The organism is Streptomyces sp. PSU-S4-23, assembly GCF_055632315.1.
The window spans coordinates 5,064,948-5,082,862 of the sequence record NZ_JBVMUU010000002.1; the positions used below are offsets into that span (position 1 = coordinate 5,064,948).

At 71.6% G+C, this 17,915-nt stretch carries 17 protein-coding genes; 13 read left to right on the forward strand and 4 right to left on the reverse strand.

Translation table 11 applies throughout. The features are described from left to right. Positions 1-14: 14 nt before the first annotated feature. Together ACZ79I_RS23210 and ACZ79I_RS23215 are read right to left on the reverse strand one after the other, a co-directional pair. Complete coding sequence (locus ACZ79I_RS23210) at positions 15-1,367, reverse strand: sensor histidine kinase (RefSeq protein WP_471499410.1); 1,353 nt, start codon at positions 1,365-1,367, stop codon at positions 15-17. Positions 1,368-1,540: 173 nt separating this feature from the next. Beyond that, entirely contained in the window at positions 1,541-2,749 is a 1,209-nt protein-coding gene (locus tag ACZ79I_RS23215) for a sensor histidine kinase (protein ID WP_471499411.1), read from the reverse strand. Between the two features lie 306 nt (positions 2,750-3,055). Here ACZ79I_RS23215 and ACZ79I_RS23220 point away from each other — a divergent pair, with 306 nt between their 5' ends. The 12 genes from ACZ79I_RS23220 (at position 3,056) to ACZ79I_RS23275 (ending at position 14,998) form a co-directional block, all read left to right on the forward strand. Then, positions 3,056-3,466, forward strand: a complete 411-nt coding sequence (locus ACZ79I_RS23220; protein ID WP_471505161.1) for an NADH-quinone oxidoreductase subunit A — start codon at positions 3,056-3,058, stop codon at positions 3,464-3,466. Next, positions 3,457-4,110 carry an NADH-quinone oxidoreductase subunit B gene (locus tag ACZ79I_RS23225; RefSeq protein ID WP_471499412.1) on the forward strand — a complete coding sequence of 218 codons (654 nt, stop codon included), beginning with the start codon at positions 3,457-3,459 and terminating at the stop codon, positions 4,108-4,110. The genes ACZ79I_RS23220 and ACZ79I_RS23225 overlap by 10 nt, the downstream gene beginning before the upstream one ends. After that, entirely contained in the window at positions 4,107-5,354 is a 1,248-nt protein-coding gene (locus ACZ79I_RS23230; protein WP_471499413.1) for an NADH-quinone oxidoreductase subunit C, read from the forward strand. Before ACZ79I_RS23225 ends, ACZ79I_RS23230 begins: the two co-directional genes overlap by 4 nt. After that, complete coding sequence (locus ACZ79I_RS23235; protein ID WP_471499414.1) at positions 5,351-6,319, forward strand: complex I subunit 1/NuoH family protein; 969 nt, start codon at positions 5,351-5,353, stop codon at positions 6,317-6,319. Before ACZ79I_RS23230 ends, ACZ79I_RS23235 begins: the two co-directional genes overlap by 4 nt. Positions 6,320-6,429: 110 nt before the next feature. After that, positions 6,430-6,933: a 4Fe-4S binding protein gene (locus ACZ79I_RS23240; RefSeq protein WP_471505163.1), complete on the forward strand. Its 504-nt coding sequence runs from the start codon at positions 6,430-6,432 to the stop codon at positions 6,931-6,933. After that, the gene (locus ACZ79I_RS23245) at positions 6,930-7,565 is read left to right on the forward strand and encodes an NADH-quinone oxidoreductase subunit J family protein (protein WP_471499415.1); all 636 of its coding nucleotides are present in this window, start codon (positions 6,930-6,932) and stop codon (positions 7,563-7,565) included. Before ACZ79I_RS23240 ends, ACZ79I_RS23245 begins: the two co-directional genes overlap by 4 nt. Beyond that, entirely contained in the window at positions 7,565-7,930 is a 366-nt protein-coding gene (nuoK, locus tag ACZ79I_RS23250) for an NADH-quinone oxidoreductase subunit NuoK (protein WP_471499416.1), read from the forward strand. The genes ACZ79I_RS23245 and nuoK overlap by 1 nt, the downstream gene beginning before the upstream one ends. After that, positions 7,927-9,918: an NADH-quinone oxidoreductase subunit 5 family protein gene (locus ACZ79I_RS23255; protein WP_471499417.1), complete on the forward strand. Its 1,992-nt coding sequence runs from the start codon at positions 7,927-7,929 to the stop codon at positions 9,916-9,918. Before nuoK ends, ACZ79I_RS23255 begins: the two co-directional genes overlap by 4 nt. 6 nt (positions 9,919-9,924) lie before the next feature. Next, on the forward strand, positions 9,925-11,499 hold the full coding sequence (locus ACZ79I_RS23260) for an NADH-quinone oxidoreductase subunit M (RefSeq protein WP_471499418.1): 1,575 nt from the start codon (positions 9,925-9,927) through the stop codon (positions 11,497-11,499). Continuing rightward, positions 11,496-13,007, forward strand: a complete 1,512-nt coding sequence (locus ACZ79I_RS23265; protein WP_471499419.1) for an NADH-quinone oxidoreductase subunit N — start codon at positions 11,496-11,498, stop codon at positions 13,005-13,007. The genes ACZ79I_RS23260 and ACZ79I_RS23265 overlap by 4 nt, the downstream gene beginning before the upstream one ends. Positions 13,008-13,228: 221 nt before the next feature. After that, a complete protein-coding gene (gene htpX / locus ACZ79I_RS23270) occupies positions 13,229-14,092 on the forward strand; it encodes a zinc metalloprotease HtpX (RefSeq protein ID WP_471499420.1) in 864 nt (287 codons plus the stop codon). Positions 14,093-14,497: 405 nt separating this feature from the next. Continuing rightward, complete coding sequence (locus ACZ79I_RS23275; RefSeq protein WP_471499421.1) at positions 14,498-14,998, forward strand: GNAT family N-acetyltransferase; 501 nt, start codon at positions 14,498-14,500, stop codon at positions 14,996-14,998. A 143-nt stretch (positions 14,999-15,141) separates the two neighbouring features. On the opposite strand, the gene ACZ79I_RS23280 is transcribed toward ACZ79I_RS23275, so the two are convergent. Continuing rightward, positions 15,142-15,543, reverse strand: coding sequence for a YccF domain-containing protein (locus tag ACZ79I_RS23280; RefSeq protein WP_471499422.1), 402 nt, complete (start codon positions 15,541-15,543; stop codon positions 15,142-15,144). A gap of 366 nt (positions 15,544-15,909) precedes the next feature. Between ACZ79I_RS23280 and ACZ79I_RS23285 the strand changes: the two genes are divergently transcribed. Beyond that, positions 15,910-16,476, forward strand: a complete 567-nt coding sequence (locus tag ACZ79I_RS23285; protein ID WP_471499423.1) for an SMI1/KNR4 family protein — start codon at positions 15,910-15,912, stop codon at positions 16,474-16,476. Positions 16,477-16,569: 93 nt separating this feature from the next. On the opposite strand, the gene ACZ79I_RS23290 is transcribed toward ACZ79I_RS23285, so the two are convergent. After that, on the reverse strand, positions 16,570-17,832 hold the full coding sequence (locus tag ACZ79I_RS23290; protein WP_471499424.1) for an APC family permease: 1,263 nt from the start codon (positions 17,830-17,832) through the stop codon (positions 16,570-16,572). Positions 17,833-17,915 lie beyond the last annotated feature (83 nt).

The following is a 17,915-nucleotide window of genomic DNA, read 5'->3' on the forward strand; positions in this document are numbered from 1 at the left end:
GCACGTGGGGGTCGTCAGGCCGACCGCCACGGCAGTTCGGCGGTGATCCGGGTCGGCCCCCCGGCCGGCGAGTCGACGACCAGGATCCCGTCCACCGCGTCGAGCCGCCCCGCCAGCCCGGCCAGTCCCGACCCGCCGGAGGCGTCCGCACCTCCCACTCCGTCGTCCGACACCTGCAGCAGCAGCCTGTCGTCCACCCGCCACACATCCACCGACGCCCGCGACGCCCGGGCGTGCTTGCTGACGTTCTGCAACAGCTCCGACACCGTGAAGTACGCGATCCCCTCGATCGCCGGCGCCGGCCGCGACGGCAGATCCACATCCACCTGCACCGGGACGGTGCACCGCGACGCCACCGCCGACAGCGCCGCGTCCAGCCCCCGGTCCGTCAGCACCGCCGGATGGATCCCGCGCGCGAGGTCCCGCAGCTCCTGAAGCGCCGTCTTCACCTCGCCGTGCGCCTCGTCCACCATCCGCGCAGCCGCCTGCGGATCCTCCGCCAGCTTCTCCTTCGCCAGACCGAGATCCATGGCCAACGCCACCAGCCGGGCCTGCGCCCCGTCGTGCAGATCCCGTTCTATGCGCCGCAGATCCGCCGCCGCTGTGTCGACCACGACCCCACGGTCCGACTCCAGCTCCACCACCCGCGTCGCCAGCCGCGACGGTCCGAGCAGCCCGTGCACCAGCAGCCGGTCCACCGTCGTCAATCCCCGCACGATCCACGGCGTGGCCAGGGTGAACAGCAGACCCACCAGCGCGGTCACCGTGATCTCGAACGGGTTGTCGAGGTAGATGTGGTGGGTCTCGTCGCCGTACAGCTGTATTCCGCCCTGACCGGCGTACACGGGGAAGACCCAGAACCACAGCGGGTACGTCAGCAGCGCCCACCCGGTCGCCCAGAGGCTCACCCCCACGGAGAAGGAGAAGGTGGCCCAGGGGAACTGCACCACCGTGTACAGCATGTGCCGCCACGACGTCCCGCTCTTGAGCACCGCCCAGACCCACCCCATGGGCCCGCCCCGCCGCACCGGCACCGACTCCGGGTCGGCCACCTCCAGCCCCAGCAGCGCCCGCGCCCGCACCCGCTCCAGCGCCCCGAACCCGCGGCAACCGGCGAGCGCCGCCGCGAGCAGCGGAATCCCGACGAACGTCACCAGGAGCCCGGCCCCGAGCGAGAACATCGTCACGCTGTAGGTGAACATCATGATCCCGATCGGCAGGCTCAGCAGCAGATAGCAGAACTCCTTCCAGCTGCGCCCCTCGACCGGCGCCCGCAGAGCGGCAGGAAGCCGGTGCGTCCGCCCCCGGGCGCCCTGGAATGCAGGGCCGTCCCACTCTCCGTACCCCTGCCCGTACCGCGTGGCCATCGGCGTCGTCCGTTCCCCTCGTCGTCCGTCCCGGCGCGGCCTGCCTGCTCGGCCGGCCCCGGCTCGTACCTCCACTCTGCTGGCCCCGGGCCGACCGAGCCATGGAGCGGGTCGGCGTCTTCGACCGGGGGTTTTCCCTACCCCCGCGTGCCCGGGCAGGGCGTCACGCGCCCCTACCGTCCGCCGTGCACCGGACGCCGGACGTCGTCCCCCCGCTCCCGCCACGGCAGCTCCGCCGTGATCGTCGTGGGCCCGCCCACCGGCGAGTCGACGACGAACAGGCCGTCGACCGCGCCCAGCCGCTCCGCGAGCCCCGCCATGCCGCTGCCTGCGTCGAGGCGGGCGCCGCCACGGCCGTCGTCCCGTACCTGCATGAGCAGCCGCTCGTCCGCGCGCCACACGTCGACGGTGGCGGTTCTGGCCCCGCTGTGCTTGCTGATGTTCTGCAGCAGCTCGGACACCGTGAAATAGGCGATGCCCTCGATCGCCGCGGCCGGCCTCGCCCGGAGGTCCACGGTCACCTTCACCGGCACCGTGCAGCGCGCGGCCACCGATGACAGGGCGGCGTCCAGACCGCGGTCGGTGAGGATCGCCGGATGGATGCCGCGCGCGAGGTCCCGCAGCTCCTGAAGGGCCAGCTTCACCTCGCCGTGCGCCTCCTCGACCATCGCGGCCGCCGAGTCGGGGTCCTCGAGCAGCTTCTCCTTGGCCAGCCCGAGGCCCATCGCCAGGTTCACCAGCCGGGCCTGCGCACCGTCATGCAGATCGCGCTCGATACGCCGCAAATCTGCCGCCGCCGTGTCCACGACCACCCCGCGGTCGGATTCCAGTTCGGCGATGCGCCGCTCCAGCTCGTCGGAGGGGGACAGCAGACCGCGCACCATCGCACGGTCCCCATGGGTCAGCCCGCGGGCGATGAACGGCAGGACCGGCCACAGGAGGAACAGCGACACGAGCGTCACCGTGAAGGTGAGGATCCCCCAGGGCAGCCGTATGGAGTGGTACAGGACCGTCCTCCAGCCCACCGGGTCTCTCAGCGCCATCCACAGCCGCGGGAAGACACCGCCGGTCCGGTGCAACGGCAGCGGGCTCGGCTCCTCCACCCGCACACCGAGCAGCGCCCTGGCCCGTGCCCGCTCCCACTTGCCCAACTGCCGCGCGCCCAGCAGCCCCGCAGCCAGGACCGGGAGGCCGATCACGGTCACGGTCAGCCCGGCCCCCGTGGACAGCACCGTCACCGCGTAGACGAACCCGATCAGCGACATCGGGAGATTTGCGAGCAGATACGCGATCTCCCGCCAGGTGTGCCCGTCCAGGGCGAATCGCGCGGGAGGCGGGCTGTCGCCGCCCCGGGTGCCGGAGCCCGTGATGCGTTCGGTCATTTCCGCCAGCCTCGTTCGGTCATGTCCGCCAGCCTGCCGCGTGGCGCGGCCCGGCGCCATGAGGCGGACCTCCGGGGGATCACTGGGGCAAACCCCACCCTCGCGGGATCCGACTGCCCCACGCGTGACGGGCTGCTTACGCTTTCTTTAGGAGGGCCTAGACTCCCGTGCGTACAGATCGTCGAACACAAGGTTCACCAGGGTCACGAGGTCAGGGAGCGAGGAGCTGACGTGCCGGATCCGACCGCCGTCGCTGTCATGGCGGAGACCGGGAGCGCGGAGACTGGAAGCGTGGGAACCGGGAGCATGGGGACCGGAGGCGTGGTGACCCCCGGGAACGTCCTCGCGTCCGGCTACTTCCACTCCTACTCCGTCGTCGGGCTGCTCGCCGTCGTCGGCGTGCTCTTCGTCGCCGTGGCCTTCGGCGCGAGCCGCCTCCTGCGCCCGGTCGTGCCCACCCCCGAGAAACTCCTGACGTACGAATGCGGCGTCGACCCCGTCGGCGAGGGCTGGGCCCACACGCAGGTCCGGTACTACGTCTATGCGTTCCTGTACGTGATCTTCGCGGTCGACTCGATCTTCCTCTTCCCGTGGGCGACGGTCTTCGCCGATCCCCGGTACGGCGCGACCACGCTCGTGGAGATGTTCGTCTTCCTCGGCTTCCTGGCCGTGGGGCTGCTGTACGCCTACAAGAAGGGCGTCCTGGCATGGACGTGAACCCCTCGACCCCCTCGGCCGCCGAGGCGGTGCCGCTGCCGGAACCGAAGCGGCTCGGCACGCTCGCCCGCCTGGCCCCCGAGCCGATGAAGGTGGTCCTGAACTGGGGCCGCCGCTACTCGCTGTGGGTGTTCAACTTCGGCCTCGCCTGCTGCGCGATCGAGTTCATCGCCGCGTCGATGGCCCGCCACGACTTCATCCGCCTCGGAGTCATCCCGTTCGCGCCCGGTCCGCGCCAGGCGGACCTGATGGTCGTCTCCGGCACGGTCACGGACAAGATGGCCCCAGCCGTCAAACGCCTGTACGAGCAGATGCCCGAGCCGAAGTACGTCATCTCCTTCGGCGCGTGCTCGAACTGCGGTGGCCCCTACTGGGACTCGTACTCCGTCACGAAGGGCGTCGACCAGATCATCCCGGTGGACGTCTACGTTCCCGGCTGCCCGCCGCGGCCGGAGGCGCTGCTCCAGGGCATCCTCAAGCTCCAGGAGAAGATCGCCCGCGAGTCGCTCGGGGAGCGGTTCGGCTCGTCGCGGCCCTCCACCTCCGCCCTGCAGAGCGGCCTGGTACGGCCGCCGTCCGCGGCTCCCGCCCCGGAGACCGGTTCCACGGTGGGCCCGGGCCCGGCTTCGGGGGAGGGACGATGACCGGGGTGGGCTGGCTGCCGGCACCGGCCGAGGAGCTCTTCGGCCCCGAGGCCGTGGCCGAGGAGTCGTACGCGGTCCTGACGGTCGATGTGCCGCCGACGGCCTGGACCGCGGCGCTCCGGGCCGCACGCGACGACCTGGGCTGCACCTACTTCGACTGGCTGAGCGCGGTCGACGAGCCGGGCACGGGCCTGCGCGTCTCGGCCCACGTGGTGGCCCTGTCCCCGGTCCGCCGTCTCCTCCTGCGTACGACGGTCCCGCACGATGCCCCGGTCCTCCCCTCCGCCGTGGCGGTCTACGCGGGCGCCGCCTGGCACGAACGCGAAACCCACGAGATGTTCGGCGTGACCTTCGAGGGCCACCCGGGGCTGGAGCACCTGCTCCTGCCCGAGAGCTTCGAGGGCCACCCCCTGCGCAAGGACTTCGTGCTGGCGGCCCGAGTCGCCAAGGCATGGCCCGGCGCCAAGGAACCGGGGGAGTCCGACCACGGCGGCCCCAAGCGTCGCCAGATGCTGCCCCCGGGTGTCCCCGACCCCAACGAGTGGGGTCCCCTCAAGGGCCAGCTTCCGCCGGCTCCGGCCCGCCCGGCCCGCGCCGCGGGCCGCGCCGCGGGCGAACGCCCGGTCCGCCGCACCCGCACGGCGGCCGAGGGCTCGGCGAGCCAGGCTCCGGCCGAGGGCGCCACCACGGAGACCGCTCCGGGCGCGCCGCGGCGTGCGCGCAGCGCGTCGGAAGGCTCGGCCTCGCAGCGCGGGGCGGCGGCCGGCGCGGGGGCCCCGGCTCCGGCCGGGCCGCGGCGTGCGCGCAGTGCGTCCGAGGGCTCCGCCTCCCAACGTGCGGCCGCTCCGGCGGCAGAGGGCACGGCCCCCGCGCCTCGCACCGCACCGAGCAGCTCGGACGCGCCCTGGCACCACGCCCGCCCGGCCTTCGACGAGCCCGAACCCTCTCCCGGCCAGGGCCAGGGCCAGGGCCAGGGCCAGGGCCCGGAACCGGCGGCCGGGGCGGAGACCGCAGACGGGACCGGAGCCGGAGCCGGGACCGGAGCCGAGCCGGGCGCGGCCGGCCGTGAAGCCGGTCCCCGTGAAGCCGCCGACACCGGCGAAGCCCGCAGCCCCGGCGAATCCCGCAGGCATGGTGAAGGCCACCCCGGCGACGCTGAACCCCCCGGTCCCGGCCCCTCTGACGCGGCCGCCACTCGGGACGAGACCGCCACCCCCGACGATTCCACCGGAGGCACGCAGTGAATGGCGCACTCGACGTCGCCCTGCGACTCCTCGTGGTCTTCGTCGTCTTCCTCACCTTCCCCCTGATCGTGGGCCAGACCGAACACAAGGTCATGGCGCACATGCAGGGCCGCCTCGGCCCGATGTACGCCGGCGGGTTCCACGGCTGGGCGCAGCTCGTCGCCGACGGCGTGAAGTTCGCGCAGAAGGAGGACATCGTCCCCGCGGGCGCGGACCGCCGTATCTTCCAGATGGCCCCCGCCGTCGCGCTCCTCCCGTATCTGCTCGTGCTCCTCGCGATCCCGATCGGCCCCGGCGAGGGCGCCGTCGGTCAGGTCATCGACGCGGGCATCTTCTTCGTCCTGGCCGTGATGGGCGTCGGCGTCCTCGGCTCCCTCATGGCCGGCTGGGCCTCCGCCAACAAGTTCTCCCTCCTCGGCGGCCTGCGCACCGCGGCCCAGCTCCTCGCCTACGAACTTCCGATGCTGCTCGCCGCCGCCTCTGTGGCGATGGCGGCGGGCACCGTCTCACTGCCGGGCATCGTCGGCGCCTTCGAGTGGTGGTGGCTGCCCTGGCAGATCGTCGGCGCGATCGTCTTCTTCGTCGCCGGCCTCGCCGAGCTGCAGCGGCCGCCCTTCGACATGCCCGTGGCCGACTCGGAGATCATCTTCGGTGCGTACACCGAGTACACCGGTCTCCGCTTCGCCCTGTTCCTCCTCGCCGAGTACGCCGGAATCGTCGTCCTGTGCGGTCTGACCACCGTCCTGTTCCTGGGCGGCTGGCACGGCCCGTGGGGCGCCGAGGGGCTCGGCTGGCTCTGGACGCTGCTGAAGACCGCGCTCCTCGCCTTCGTCGTCATCTGGCTGCGGGTCACCTACCCGCGCCTGCGCGAGGACCAGCTCCAGAAACTCTCCTGGACGCTCCTCGTCCCCCTCTCCCTCGCCCAGATCGCCCTCACCGGCATCGTCAAGGTGGTGATCTCCTGATGTCCCGCCCCTCGCCGGGCCGGCGCCCCGCAACGACGCCCTCCGGACGGTCCCGCCTGTCGATCCCCGGCTCCGGTCTGGCCAAGGGCCTGGCCGTCACCCTCCGCACCATGACGAAGAGGTCCGTCACCGAGCAGTACCCGGACACCCAGCCCGACCTCCCGCCCCGCAGCCGTGGCGTCATCGGCCTCTTCGAGGAGAACTGCACGGTCTGCATGCTGTGCGCCCGTGAGTGCCCGGACTGGTGCATCTACATCGACTCCCACAAGGAGACGGTGCCGCCCGCCACCCCCGGCGGCCGTGAGCGCAGCCGCAACGTCCTGGACCGCTTCGCCATCGACTTCTCCCTCTGCATGTACTGCGGTATCTGCATCGAGGTGTGCCCCTTCGACGCCCTGTTCTGGTCCCCGGAGTTCGAGTACGCCGAGACCGACATCCGCGACCTCACCCACGAACGCGACAAGCTCCGCGAGTGGATGTGGACGGTGCCCGCCCCGCCCGCCATCGACCCGGGCGCCGAGGAGCCGAAGGAAATGGCCGCCGCCCGCAAGACCGCCGAGAAGCTGGCCGCCACCCAGGCCGAACCGACCGACCCGCAGGAGGGAGAGTCATGAGCCCTGCCTCCGCCGTACTGTCCACGGCCACGGCCGCCGGGACGCACGGTTTCCTCTCGCCGACCGGCGTCGAGGTCGCCTTCCTGCTCGTCGGCCTGGTCACCTTCGGCGCCGCGCTGGTGACCGTGACCACCAAGCAACTGGTGCACGCGGCCCTGTGGCTCGTGGGCGCCCTCGGCGGGCTGGCCGTCGAGTACCTCCTGCTCACCGCCGAGTTCATCGCCTGGATGCAGGTCCTCATCTACGTGGGTTCCGTGGTCGTCCTCCTCCTCTTCGGTCTCATGCTCACCAAGGCGCCCATCGGCCGCTCCCCGGATGCGGACTCCGGCAACCGCTGGGCCGCCCTCACCGTGGCCGTCGCCGCCGCGACCGCCCTGGTCTGGGTGGTCGTCGACGCCTTCCGCACGACCTGGATCGACCTCGACGGCCCCGCCTCCGGCTCCACGAAGGTCACCGGCGCGAGCCTGTTCCAGAACTGGGTCCTCCCCTTCGAGGCCCTCTCCGTCCTCCTGCTTGCCGCTCTGGTCGGCGCCATCGTCCTCTCCCGCAAGAGGAAAGCGGACGCGGCGACCACCGCCCCCGCCGCCGCGGCCGTCCCGGGCGGCCGCAGCGACAAGGAGGGCGTCCGCTGATGCACCTCGTCTATCCCGCCGTGCTCTCCGCCCTCCTCTTCTGCACGGGCCTGTACGGCGTCCTCGCCCGCCGCAACGCGATCCTCGTCCTGATGTCGGTCGAGCTGATGCTCAACGCCGTCAACCTCAACCTCGTCGCCTTCGACGTGTGGCTCAGCAGGGCCGCCAGCGAAACCCTGCACTCCGGCCAGGCCCTGACCCTGTTCACCATCGCCATCGCCGCCGCCGAGATCGGCATCGGCCTCGCGATCGTCCTCGCCGTCTACCGCAACCGGGGCACCTCCGACATCGACAGACTCCGCGACACCGCCGAGGGCCGTGAAGGCGACACCCCTGCGGCCGAGAAGGCTGAGGCCACCGCGTGACCACGACCACCCTCGCCGTCCTCGTTCCTCTCCTTCCGTTCCTGGGCGCCTCGGCCGGCCTGCTGCTCGGCCGCACGGCCCCCGGCTTCGTCCGCCCGCTCGCCGTCCTGCCGACGTTCGCGTCGCTCGTGGTGGCCGTGCTGGTCGCCGCGCGCCAGGGCGGTGGCCGCGCCGTCGACTCGGCCACCGAGCTCACCCCCACCGGCTCGGTCCCCATCGAGCTGGCCCTGCACATCGACGGCTTCGCGGCCCTCGTCGCCGTCCTGGTCGGCGTCGTCGCCACCTGTGTGCAGATCTACTCGACGGGCTACCTGCACGACGATCCGCGGTATCCCTCCTACGCGGCTCTCGTCTCCCTGTTCAGCTCCGCGATGCTCCTGGTCGTCTACTCCGGTGATCTGATCGTGCTGCTGGTCGGCTGGGAAGTGATGGGCATCTGCTCGTACTTCCTGGTCGGCCACTACTGGGAGACGCCCGAGGCCCGTGCCGCGTCCATCAAGGCGTTCCTGGTCACCAAGCTCGGCGATGTCCCCTTCCTCATCGGGCTGTTCGCCCTCGGCACCGATGCGGGCTCCTTCCGCATCACGAAGGTGCTGGGGGCCGTCGCGACCGGCGGACTGCATCACCCGACCCTTGTCGCCCTGCTGCTCCTGGCCGGAGTGGCGGGCAAGTCGGCGCAGTTCCCGCTGCACACCTGGCTTCCCGACGCGATGGCGGGCCCCACCCCCGTCTCGGCACTGATCCACGCCGCGACGATGGTCGCCGCCGGTGTCTACTTCATCGCCCGTCTCCTCCCGGTCTTCGAGGCGTCCTCCGCCGCGATGGTGGTCCTCGCCGTCATGGCCGCCGTCACGATGGCCGGCTCGGCGCTCGCCGCGCTCGCCCAGGACGACATCAAGCGTGTCCTCGCCTACTCGACGATCGGCCAGCTCGGCTACATGACCGGCGCCCTCGCCGTCGGCGACCGCGGTGCCGCCGTCTTCCACCTCCTCGCCCATGGCGCCTTCAAGGCGCTGCTGTTCCTCGCCGCCGGCGTGATCATCCATGCCGCCGGCACCAACTCGCTGGCCGCCATGTCCCGCATGAAGGACCTGCGCGTCCGTGTTCCCGACGCCTACTGGACGATGACCGTGGCGCTCCTCGCGCTCGCCGCGATCCCGCCGTTCGCCGGCTTCTTCTCCAAGGAGTCCGTCCTCGGTGCCGCCGAGCGTGTCGCCACCGGCCACACCGAACACGCACCCGGCGCCGCCGGCTGGGTCGTCCTCGTCGTCGGTCTGGCCACGGCTCTGCTCACCGCCGCGTACGCGTGCCGCCTGTGGTTGCTGGCCTTCCGCGGCCACGGCGCCGAGGCCCCCGACCACGGCAGACAGCCTCTCGTCATGAACACCGTGCTGTGGGTGCTCGCCGTGCCATCGCTCGCGTTCGGACTCACGTACCGCGTTCTGCCCGACTGGTTCGACGGCGGCGATCTGACACCGACGCTGACAACCTCCGTTCTCGGCACCGGTCTCGCCCTGACCGGCGCGCTCGTGACATACGCCGCCTGGCGCCACACCACCGCGCTCGCGGGCCGTGCGGCACTGGGCGCGGTCGCCGCCCACCCCGAGGGGGGCGCCGGTGCCGTGGAGGCCGAGGCCATCGCGACCCATGCGCCGGCGTACGGCGGCGTGGCCTACACAGCGGACCCGGCTGACCCGGGCCGCCTCCTGCTCGGCCCGCTGCACCGCCATGCGGCCGTCGGCTTCCACCTGGACGCGGTGTACGAGGCGCTCTTCGTCCGCCCGGTCAGAGCCGGAGCGAGCCTGGTCCGGTTCCTGGACCGCGAGGTCATCGAGACCTATGTACGCGGCGCGGCCGCCCTGCCCCGCCTGCTCGGCGCGGCCGTGCGACGCGCCCAGACCGGCAATGTGCAGACCTATGTGAGCGCGTTGCTCGCCGGCACCCTCGTCCTGGCGGTGGCCGCCCTCCTCGTCGCCACGGGAGCGTGAGCAGGCGTGATCGATATCAGCGAGTCCGTGATGCAGTTCCTGCTGGCGTTCATCGTCGTCGCGCCGCTCCTCGGCGCGCTCACGGCGCTCCTGCCGGCCCCGCCCGGGCTGAAGGGGAAGTCGCCCGAGCACGCCGTGCTGCGGCACGGCGTGACGGTCACCGGCGCCGTGCTCATCGCGGCGATCGTCCTCGCACTCGGCTTCGACCACGACCACCCGTCGACGATGCAGGCCACAACCGACATCAGCTGGATCCCCGCGCTCGACGTACGGATCCACCTCGGCACGGACGGCATCTCCCTCCCCCTTCTCGTTCTGACCGCGCTGCTGACCTTCCTCTGCGCGCTCTACTCCTACTTCAAGATGCCTTCGGGCCCGTCCCCGAAGGCGTTCGTCGCCCTGCTGCTCGTCCTCGAGTCCGGCACCCTCGCGGCCTTCGCCGTCCTCGACCTGCTGCTGTTCTTCCTCGCGTTCGAGATGGTGCTCATCCCGATGTACTTCCTCATCGCCCGCTGGGGCGGTGAGGGGCGGACCCGGGCGGCCTGGAGGTTCATCCTCTACACGCTGCTCGGCTCCGTCGTCATGCTGCTCGGCCTGCTCCTGATCGGAATCAAGGCGGGCACGTTCGACATGGTGGCACTCGCCACTGACAACGGCCGGTCCCTCACCACATCCGTGCAGGTCATCGCGGTCTTGGCGATCGGCATCGGGCTCGCGGTCAAGACGCCGATGTGGCCGCTGCACAGCTGGCTGCCCGACGCCCACACCGCCGCGCCCACCGTCGGTTCAGTCCTGCTGGCCGGTGTCCTGCTGAAGATGGGTACATACGGGTTCGTCCGGATTCTCCTGCCCGGTGTGCCCGACGGCTTCCACACCTTCGCGCCCTATCTCGCCGCCTTCGCGGTCGTCGGGATCGTCTACGGGTCCCTCGCCTGCCTCGCCCTCGCCAAACGGGGCGCGAAGGGTGACCTCAAGCGGCTCGTCGCCTACTCCTCCGTCGGCCACATGGGCTTCGTACTGCTCGGCATCGCGACCGCGACCCCCACCGGCGTGAACGGGGCCCTGTTCGCCAACATCGCCCACGGCCTCATCACCGGCCTCCTCTTCTTCCTGGTGGGCGCCCTGAAGGACCGCACGGGCACGACCGACCTCGACACCCTGGCCGAGGAGACCGGCGCCGCCCTCTACGGCAGGGCCCCCCGCCTCGGCGGCCTGCTCGCCTTCGCCGCCGTCGCCTCACTCGGCCTGCCGGGACTGGCCGGGTTCTGGGGCGAGATGCTGGCGATGTTCGGCGCCTTCAAGCCCGCCGCCGGCCTCAGCCGCGCCGCCTTCCTCACCTTCATGGCGGTCGCCGTGTTCGGCACCCTTCTCACCGCCGCCTACCTGCTCATCGTCGTACGGCGCGTCTGCATGGGCGTGGTGACCGAGGAAGCCCCGAAGCTCGCCGATGTCCACACGTACGAATTCGCGGCCTGGACGCCGCTCGTCGCCCTCACCGTCGTCGCCGGCCTGTGGCCGAAGGCACTCCTCGGCCTGACCGACCCGGCCGTGCAGCAGCTCCTCGCAGGAGGCACCCGATGAGCTCCCTCGTCCAGTCCGTCGACTGGTTGTCGATCGCGCCGCCCACCATCGCGGCGGTCGCCGGACTGGCCGTCCTCGTCGCCGACCTGTTTCTCGCAGAGCGGAACAAGGCCCTCCTCGGCTGGGTGTCCATCGCGGGACTGGCCGCCGCGGCGCTCATGCTGCTGCCCCTCCTCGACGCCGACCGCGCCACCTTCTGCCTCACGGGTGATCCGCAGGTCTGCAGCTACGTGGCGGACCGCTTCACACTCGTCATCCAGTTCCTGGTCCTCGGGGGTGCCCTCCTCGCGGCCCTCCTGTCCGTCACCGCCCTGAAGGACGCCGGGAAGGACGCCGGGAAGGAACTCCCCGAGGGGGAGTTCTGGTTCCTGCTCCTGTCCTCGGCGGCCGGCGCGGCCCTGCTGCCCGCCTCCCGCGACCTGGCGACCCTCGTCGTCGCCCTTGAGGTCGCCTCCCTGCCCGCGTTCGCCCTCGTCGGCATACGGCACGGGGACAAACGCTCCTCCGAAGCGGCCCTGAAGTTCTTCCTGTCGTCCGTCACCGCGACCGCGGTCAGCCTCCTGGGCATCAGTTTCGTGTACGCGTCCACCGGCACCCTCTACCTCACCCAGGTGGCCGAACGGATCCAGCATGTGGACGGCCCCCTCCGCACGCTCGCCCAGGCGGGCGTCGTGCTCGCCCTGGTGGGCTTCGCCTTCAAGACGGCCGCCGTCCCGTTCCACTTCTGGGTGCCCGACACCTATGTGGGCGCACCCCTGCCGGTCGCCGCCTACCTGTCGGTCGTCGGCAAGGCGGTCGGCTTCTCCGGCCTGATCCTGGTCACCGTGGTCGCCCTGCCCACGTACTCCGACGTGTGGGGCCCGGCGCTCGCCGCGCTGGCGGCACTCACCATGACCGTCGGCAACGTGGGCGCCCTCCGGCAGCAGGCCACGCGCGCGTACAGCGCGGTACGCCTGCTCGCCTGGTCCTCCATCGGCCAGGCCGGCTACCTCCTGGTCCCGGTCGCCGCGGCCGCCTACTCCAAGGATGTGCAGAAGCCGATCGGCTCCACCGTCGCGTACGCCCTGATGTACGCGGTGGTGAACCTCGGCGCCTTCGCCGTGGCCGCCCTCGTGGGCCGTAGGAGCACCCTGAACCGGGTCAGCGACTACCGCGGCCTGTACGCGTCGAACCCCCTTGCCGCCCTGCTCCTGGCGTTCTTCCTGCTCTGCCTGGCCGGCCTGCCGCCGGGCATCATCGGTCTCTTCGCCAAGGTCACCGTCTTCTCCGCGGCCGTCGACGCGGGCCTCGGCTGGCTCGCCGTGGTGATGGCCGCCAACGTGGTGATCGCGCTCGTCTACTACCTCCAGTGGACGGCCCTGCTCTTCCGCGCCTCCGAGGGCGAGCCGGAGAAACATCGCGTTCCGGCCCCGCTCACCGCGGCCATCGGCCTGACCGCCGTCGTGGGCATCGCCCTGTCCGGAGCGCCCCAGCTGGTGCTCCGTTTCTCGGCCACCGGCCTGTTCTGACGGGCGTCCTCACGCGCGCGGGCACCCGAGGCCCCGCAGGCGGGGACGGCGGGACGGCACCGGGCCGCATCACCCGGGGGGCTCACGTGCTCCGATGCGCGCACAAGGGAACTTGCGCTCCTCGCCTGGCGTTGACCAGTGCGGGAGGGTCCACTGAGAAGTGGAGTCAACAGCATTCGCAGACAAAGGGTTCCCCTGCCGTACCACTTGGAGGGCGTACCGTGCACCGCCGGCACAACGGGCTCAGGACCGCAGTACTCCTCGGGGGACTGTCCGCACTCATCATCGTCATCGGCAGCTTCTTCGGGCGTACCGGTCTGATCGTCGCGGTTCTCATCGCGATCGGCACCAACGCGTACGCGTACTGGAACAGCGACAAGCTGGCGCTGCGCGCGATGCGCGCCCGCCCGGTGAGCGAGTTCGAGGCCCCTGGGCTGTACCGCATGGTCCGCGACCTGTCCAACCAGGCCCGCCAGCCCATGCCCCGCCTGTACATCTCGCCGACGGACGCGCCGAACGCGTTCGCGACGGGCCGCAACCCGCGCAACGCGGCCGTGTGCTGCACCGAGGGCATCCTCCGCATCCTCGACGAGCGCGAACTGCGCGGCGTCATCGGACACGAGCTGAGCCACGTCTACAACCGCGACATCCTGATCTCCTCCGTCGCGGGCGCCCTCGCCTCGGTGATCATGTTCTTGGTGAACTTCGCCTGGCTGATCCCGGTCGGCCGCTCGGACGACGACGACGGCCCCGGCATCCTCGGCCTGCTGCTGATCATGATCCTGGGCCCGTTGGCCGCGACCCTCATCCAGCTCGCCATCAGCCGCTCGCGGGAGTACGAGGCGGATGCCTCAGGAGCCCAGCTGACCGGCGACCCGCTCGCACTCGCCGGCGCCCTGCGCAAGCTGGAGGCGGGTACCAAGCAGCTCCCGCTCCCGCCCGAGCCGCGCATCGAGACGGCGAGCCACATGATGATCGCGAACCCCTTCCGTCCCGGTCAGGGATTCTCCAAGATGTTCTCCACACACCCGCCGATGGCGGAGCGCATCGCCCGGCTCGAGCAGATGGCGGGTCGGCACCGGTAAGCCAATCCTGAGCGTCATGCGGCTCGTTCCGGGCGGCTTCTGCGGGATGGCTCGGCGGCGCTCTCCGCCGCCCGGCGCCTCGCGGAGGCGGGCCCGCGGAGGTGAGCGTCGAGACGACCGACAGCAGCAGGGACGCTGAATGTCGACAAGCTCGGCGCGCCCGGCGAACCGACCTTCTCGCCGCCCGTCGCGACAACGGCTGCTCCCGCCTCCGAGAGCGGTTCCAGCGAGCCGCCGACGACAGCGACCGCCTCCGGAGGCCGATCCGGGGGCTCCTGGCCCGTCGGCCGGCCCCGGGGTGGTGCTCCTGGTCTCGGGCACACCCCCACCGCCGTTCAGCCGCCGCCTCCCGTGCGAAATCGCGATTGCCGACGAGGGCCTCGGCGGTCCCGGTAGAGTTGCCCGGTGCCCGAGCTGCAGCAGTTGCATGCCGGCCATGCCCCCGCGGTCCTGGCCTTCGAGCTGGCGAATCGCGCCTACTTCGCCGCCTCGGTCTCCGACCGCGGCGACGAGTTCTTCGACCACTTCACCGACCGGCACAGCGCGTTGCTGGCAGAGCAAGAGGCAGGCACCGGCGCCTTCTACGTGCTTGTCGCCGAGGACGGCCCGGTTCTGGGCCGGTTCAACCTGTACGACTTCACGGACGGTACCGCCGAACTCGGCTACCGGGTCGCGGAGCACGCCGCCGGCCGCGGCGTGGCGACCGCGACAGTCCGGGAGCTGTGCCGGCTGGCGGCGGCGCGGCACGGGCTGCGCGTACTGCGGGCGGCCACCTCCCGCGACAATGTCGCCTCCCGGAAGGTCCTGACCAAGGCCGGATTCGTCCCGGTGGGCCCGGCCGGCCCGGCCGACCTCGGCGGTAAGCCAGGCACGTGGTACCAGCGCGACCTGGCACTCCAGCCATAGACCGTGCTCTTGCCGGTGGATCGGCTCTCCGCGTTGCGCCATGGGCGAGGCATGTCGAACACCGCCCCGGGTCGCACCGGGCCGCAGACCGACACGACAGTGCCCGGCCCGCCGGGCCGGGACCCCGCCGTATCGAGACCTGATCAGCGCCCGCCGAACCCGTCGTCGCTCGACACGATCTCGTGGCCGAGAGGCATGAGGGAGATGGGGATCAGCTTGAGGTTCGCCCAGCCGAAGGGGATACCGATGATCGACAGGAAGAGCGGGATGCTCGTGATGAGGTGACCGAGGGCGAGCCACCAGCCCGCGAAGATGATCCAGATCACGTTGCCGATCAGCGAGCCCGCTCCTGCGCCTGGTTTCGGCACCGTCGTACGGCCGAAGGGCCAGAGCACGAAGCCGGCGATCCGGAGCGAGGCGACGCCGAAGGGGATCGTCACGATCAGGACGAAGCAGATCAACGCGGCCAGTGTGTAGGCGAGTGCCATCCAGATCCCGCAGAAGATCAACCACAGGAGGTTCAGGATGAGGTTGATCAGTTTCATGATCGCTGCCCCTTCGAGAATGACGCTCGCACTCGGTGTCACCAGCCAGTATCCGGCGCTCCAGCCCGGAGCCGGAACCGTAGCGGCCTTGTTGGCGTGTTGTGGGCGTCGGAAAGCGATCCCGTTCGGCCTCGCCCACTTCAGGCTCCTCCCGCGTACGCGGCGCGTACGGGCAACACCAGGCCCCGGTACGGCGACGGCTCCGGCCGGTGGTCCGGGAACCCCGAGGGCGAAGCGGCGGCATGGACTCCGTCCGCGTCCGGCCGTGGCCTGGCGGAGCGACGCGTCGACATCGACCCGGCCCGAGGGATGAGAGGGTTGTCCACAGGTTGCCCGATTGTCAGTGGCGCCCTGCATCATGAACCCATGACCGAGATGGAGCAGTTGCTGGACAGGGTGGCGGTGCAGGCCCGCAACACCCGCCCGTGGGGCTGGCCTTCGCTTCCCGAGCCGGTGGAGGGGGCCGCGATCGCCCGTGCCGAGGCCGTCCTGGGCTTCTCCCTGCCCCCGCTGCTCGCCGCGCTGTATGTGCGGATAGGAGACGGTGGCTTCGGCCCGGCATACGGTTTGCTGCCGCTGCTCGACAGTCCGCCGTCCAGTGAGCCGGCCGCCGTCCCGCAATACCTCGCGAACCGCGAGAGCGGCCGCAAGGACCCCGACCGGCCCTGGCCCGAGAGCGTCCTGCCGATATCCCACTGGGGCTGCGGCATGTACGCCTGCGTGGACTGCCGTACCCCGCAGGGCACGGTCCTGCTCTACGAGCCGAACGCCGACGAGGCCGACCACGCCTGGTACGTGGACGCCCCCGGTCTCGCAGAGTGGCTTCAGTCATGGCTCGACGGCACGGGCTGGTACGAGGAGTCCAACGATGGAGCCGACCTGGCACCGTGGGCCGACTTCCCGATACGCACGGACGGTGCGCGCCCGTCATAGGGAAGCCGCGCCCCGTACGGCGCCGGCCCGCAAGGATTCCGGGCACGCACGGCCATCCGTGAACCGTCCGGGCCCGGGTGAACCCGCGGCTCGCTACCGAGCAGCGACCCGGCGCCGCACGAGGTACGCCACCACGCCCAGAAGCAGCACGCCCGCGCCCAGGCCCACCGACGCCCTCGGCAGCGCGAACGCCAGGATCACGCAGCCGAGGAGCCCGAGCGCGGGCAGAGTACGCGACGCCGGCGCCGAACTCAGCGTCCACGCGGACGCGTTGGCGATCGCGTAGTAGGCCAGCACCCCGAAGGAGGAGAAACCGATCGCGCCCCGCACATCCACCGTCGCGGCGAGCACGGTCACCACGGCGCCCACGGCCAGCTCTGCCCGGTGCGGCACCTGGAAGCGCGGGTGCACGGCGGCCAGGGCGCCCGGCAGGTGCCGGTCGCGGGCCATGGCCAGCGTCGTCCGCGAGACGCCCAGGATGAGCGCGAGCAGCGAGCCCAGTGCGGCTACCGCAGCGCCCACCCGCACCACCGGCGCGAGACCGGGCACGCCCGCCGCCCGTACCGCGTCGGCCAGCGGCGCCGCCGCCTGCCCCAGCCCCTCCGCACCCAGCACGGAAAGGACGGCTACAGCCACCGCCGCGTACACCACCAGCGTGATGCCCAGGGCGAGCGGGATCGCGCGCGGGATGGTGCGCGCCGGATCCCGTACCTCCTCACCGAGGGTGGCGATCCGCGCGTACCCGGCGAACGCGAAGAAGAGCAGGCCCGCTGCCTGAAGCACCCCGCCGGCGCCCCCGAAGCCCCCGCCGGCCAGCCGGGAGGCGTCGGCCGCCGCGGACCCGAGGGACACGACCACCACGGAAGCGAGGACAACCAGGACAACCGCCACGATCACCCGCGTCAGGAGGGCCGACTTCTGCACGCCGCCGTAGTTCACGGCGGTCAGCGCCACCACGGCCGCCACCGCCACCGCATGCGCCTGCCCGGGCCAGACGTACGCCCCCACGGTGAGCGCCATCGCCGCGCACGAGGCGGTCTTCCCGACGACGAACGACCAGCCCGCCAGATACCCCCAGAAATCCCCGAGCCGTTCGCGCCCGTACACATAGGTGCCGCCCGAGGCGGGATACCGGGCTGCCAGCCGCGCCGAGGACATCGCGTTGCAGTAGGCGACCACCGCGGCGACCGCGAGCCCCAGCAGCAGCCCGGACCCGGCCGCGCGTGCCGCGGGGGCCAGGGCCGCGAAGATCCCGGCCCCGACCATCGAACCGAGCCCGATGACGACGGCGTCCCCGACCCCGAGGGTCCTGCGCAACCCCACGTCACCGGGCTGCTGTCCCCTGGGCTGTGTCATGAACCGCACCCTACCGACCGCTGCAACCGGCGGGCGATGCCAAGGCGTCCTCCCCGACAGCGACGCGCCGGCACGGTGACCAG

Excerpts from the sequence above, each read along its gene's own strand:
- ACZ79I_RS23210 (WP_471499410.1), bottom strand. The coding sequence starts at position 1,367 with ATGGCCACGCGGTACGGGCAGGGGTACGGAGAGTGGGACGGCCCTGCA.
- ACZ79I_RS23215 (WP_471499411.1), bottom strand. The coding sequence starts at position 2,749 with ATGACCGAACGCATCACGGGCTCCGGCACCCGGGGCGGCGACAGCCCG.
- ACZ79I_RS23220 (WP_471505161.1), top strand. The coding sequence starts at position 3,056 with ATGGGGACCGGAGGCGTGGTGACCCCCGGGAACGTCCTCGCGTCCGGC.
- ACZ79I_RS23225 (WP_471499412.1), top strand. The coding sequence starts at position 3,457 with ATGGACGTGAACCCCTCGACCCCCTCGGCCGCCGAGGCGGTGCCGCTG.
- ACZ79I_RS23230 (WP_471499413.1), top strand. The coding sequence starts at position 4,107 with ATGACCGGGGTGGGCTGGCTGCCGGCACCGGCCGAGGAGCTCTTCGGC.
- ACZ79I_RS23240 (WP_471505163.1), top strand. The coding sequence starts at position 6,430 with ATGACGAAGAGGTCCGTCACCGAGCAGTACCCGGACACCCAGCCCGAC.
- ACZ79I_RS23245 (WP_471499415.1), top strand. The coding sequence starts at position 6,930 with ATGAGCCCTGCCTCCGCCGTACTGTCCACGGCCACGGCCGCCGGGACG.
- nuoK (WP_471499416.1), top strand. The coding sequence starts at position 7,565 with ATGCACCTCGTCTATCCCGCCGTGCTCTCCGCCCTCCTCTTCTGCACG.
- ACZ79I_RS23265 (WP_471499419.1), top strand. The coding sequence starts at position 11,496 with ATGAGCTCCCTCGTCCAGTCCGTCGACTGGTTGTCGATCGCGCCGCCC.
- ACZ79I_RS23280 (WP_471499422.1), bottom strand. The coding sequence starts at position 15,543 with ATGAAACTGATCAACCTCATCCTGAACCTCCTGTGGTTGATCTTCTGC.
- ACZ79I_RS23285 (WP_471499423.1), top strand. The coding sequence starts at position 15,910 with ATGACCGAGATGGAGCAGTTGCTGGACAGGGTGGCGGTGCAGGCCCGC.
- ACZ79I_RS23290 (WP_471499424.1), bottom strand. The coding sequence starts at position 17,832 with ATGACACAGCCCAGGGGACAGCAGCCCGGTGACGTGGGGTTGCGCAGG.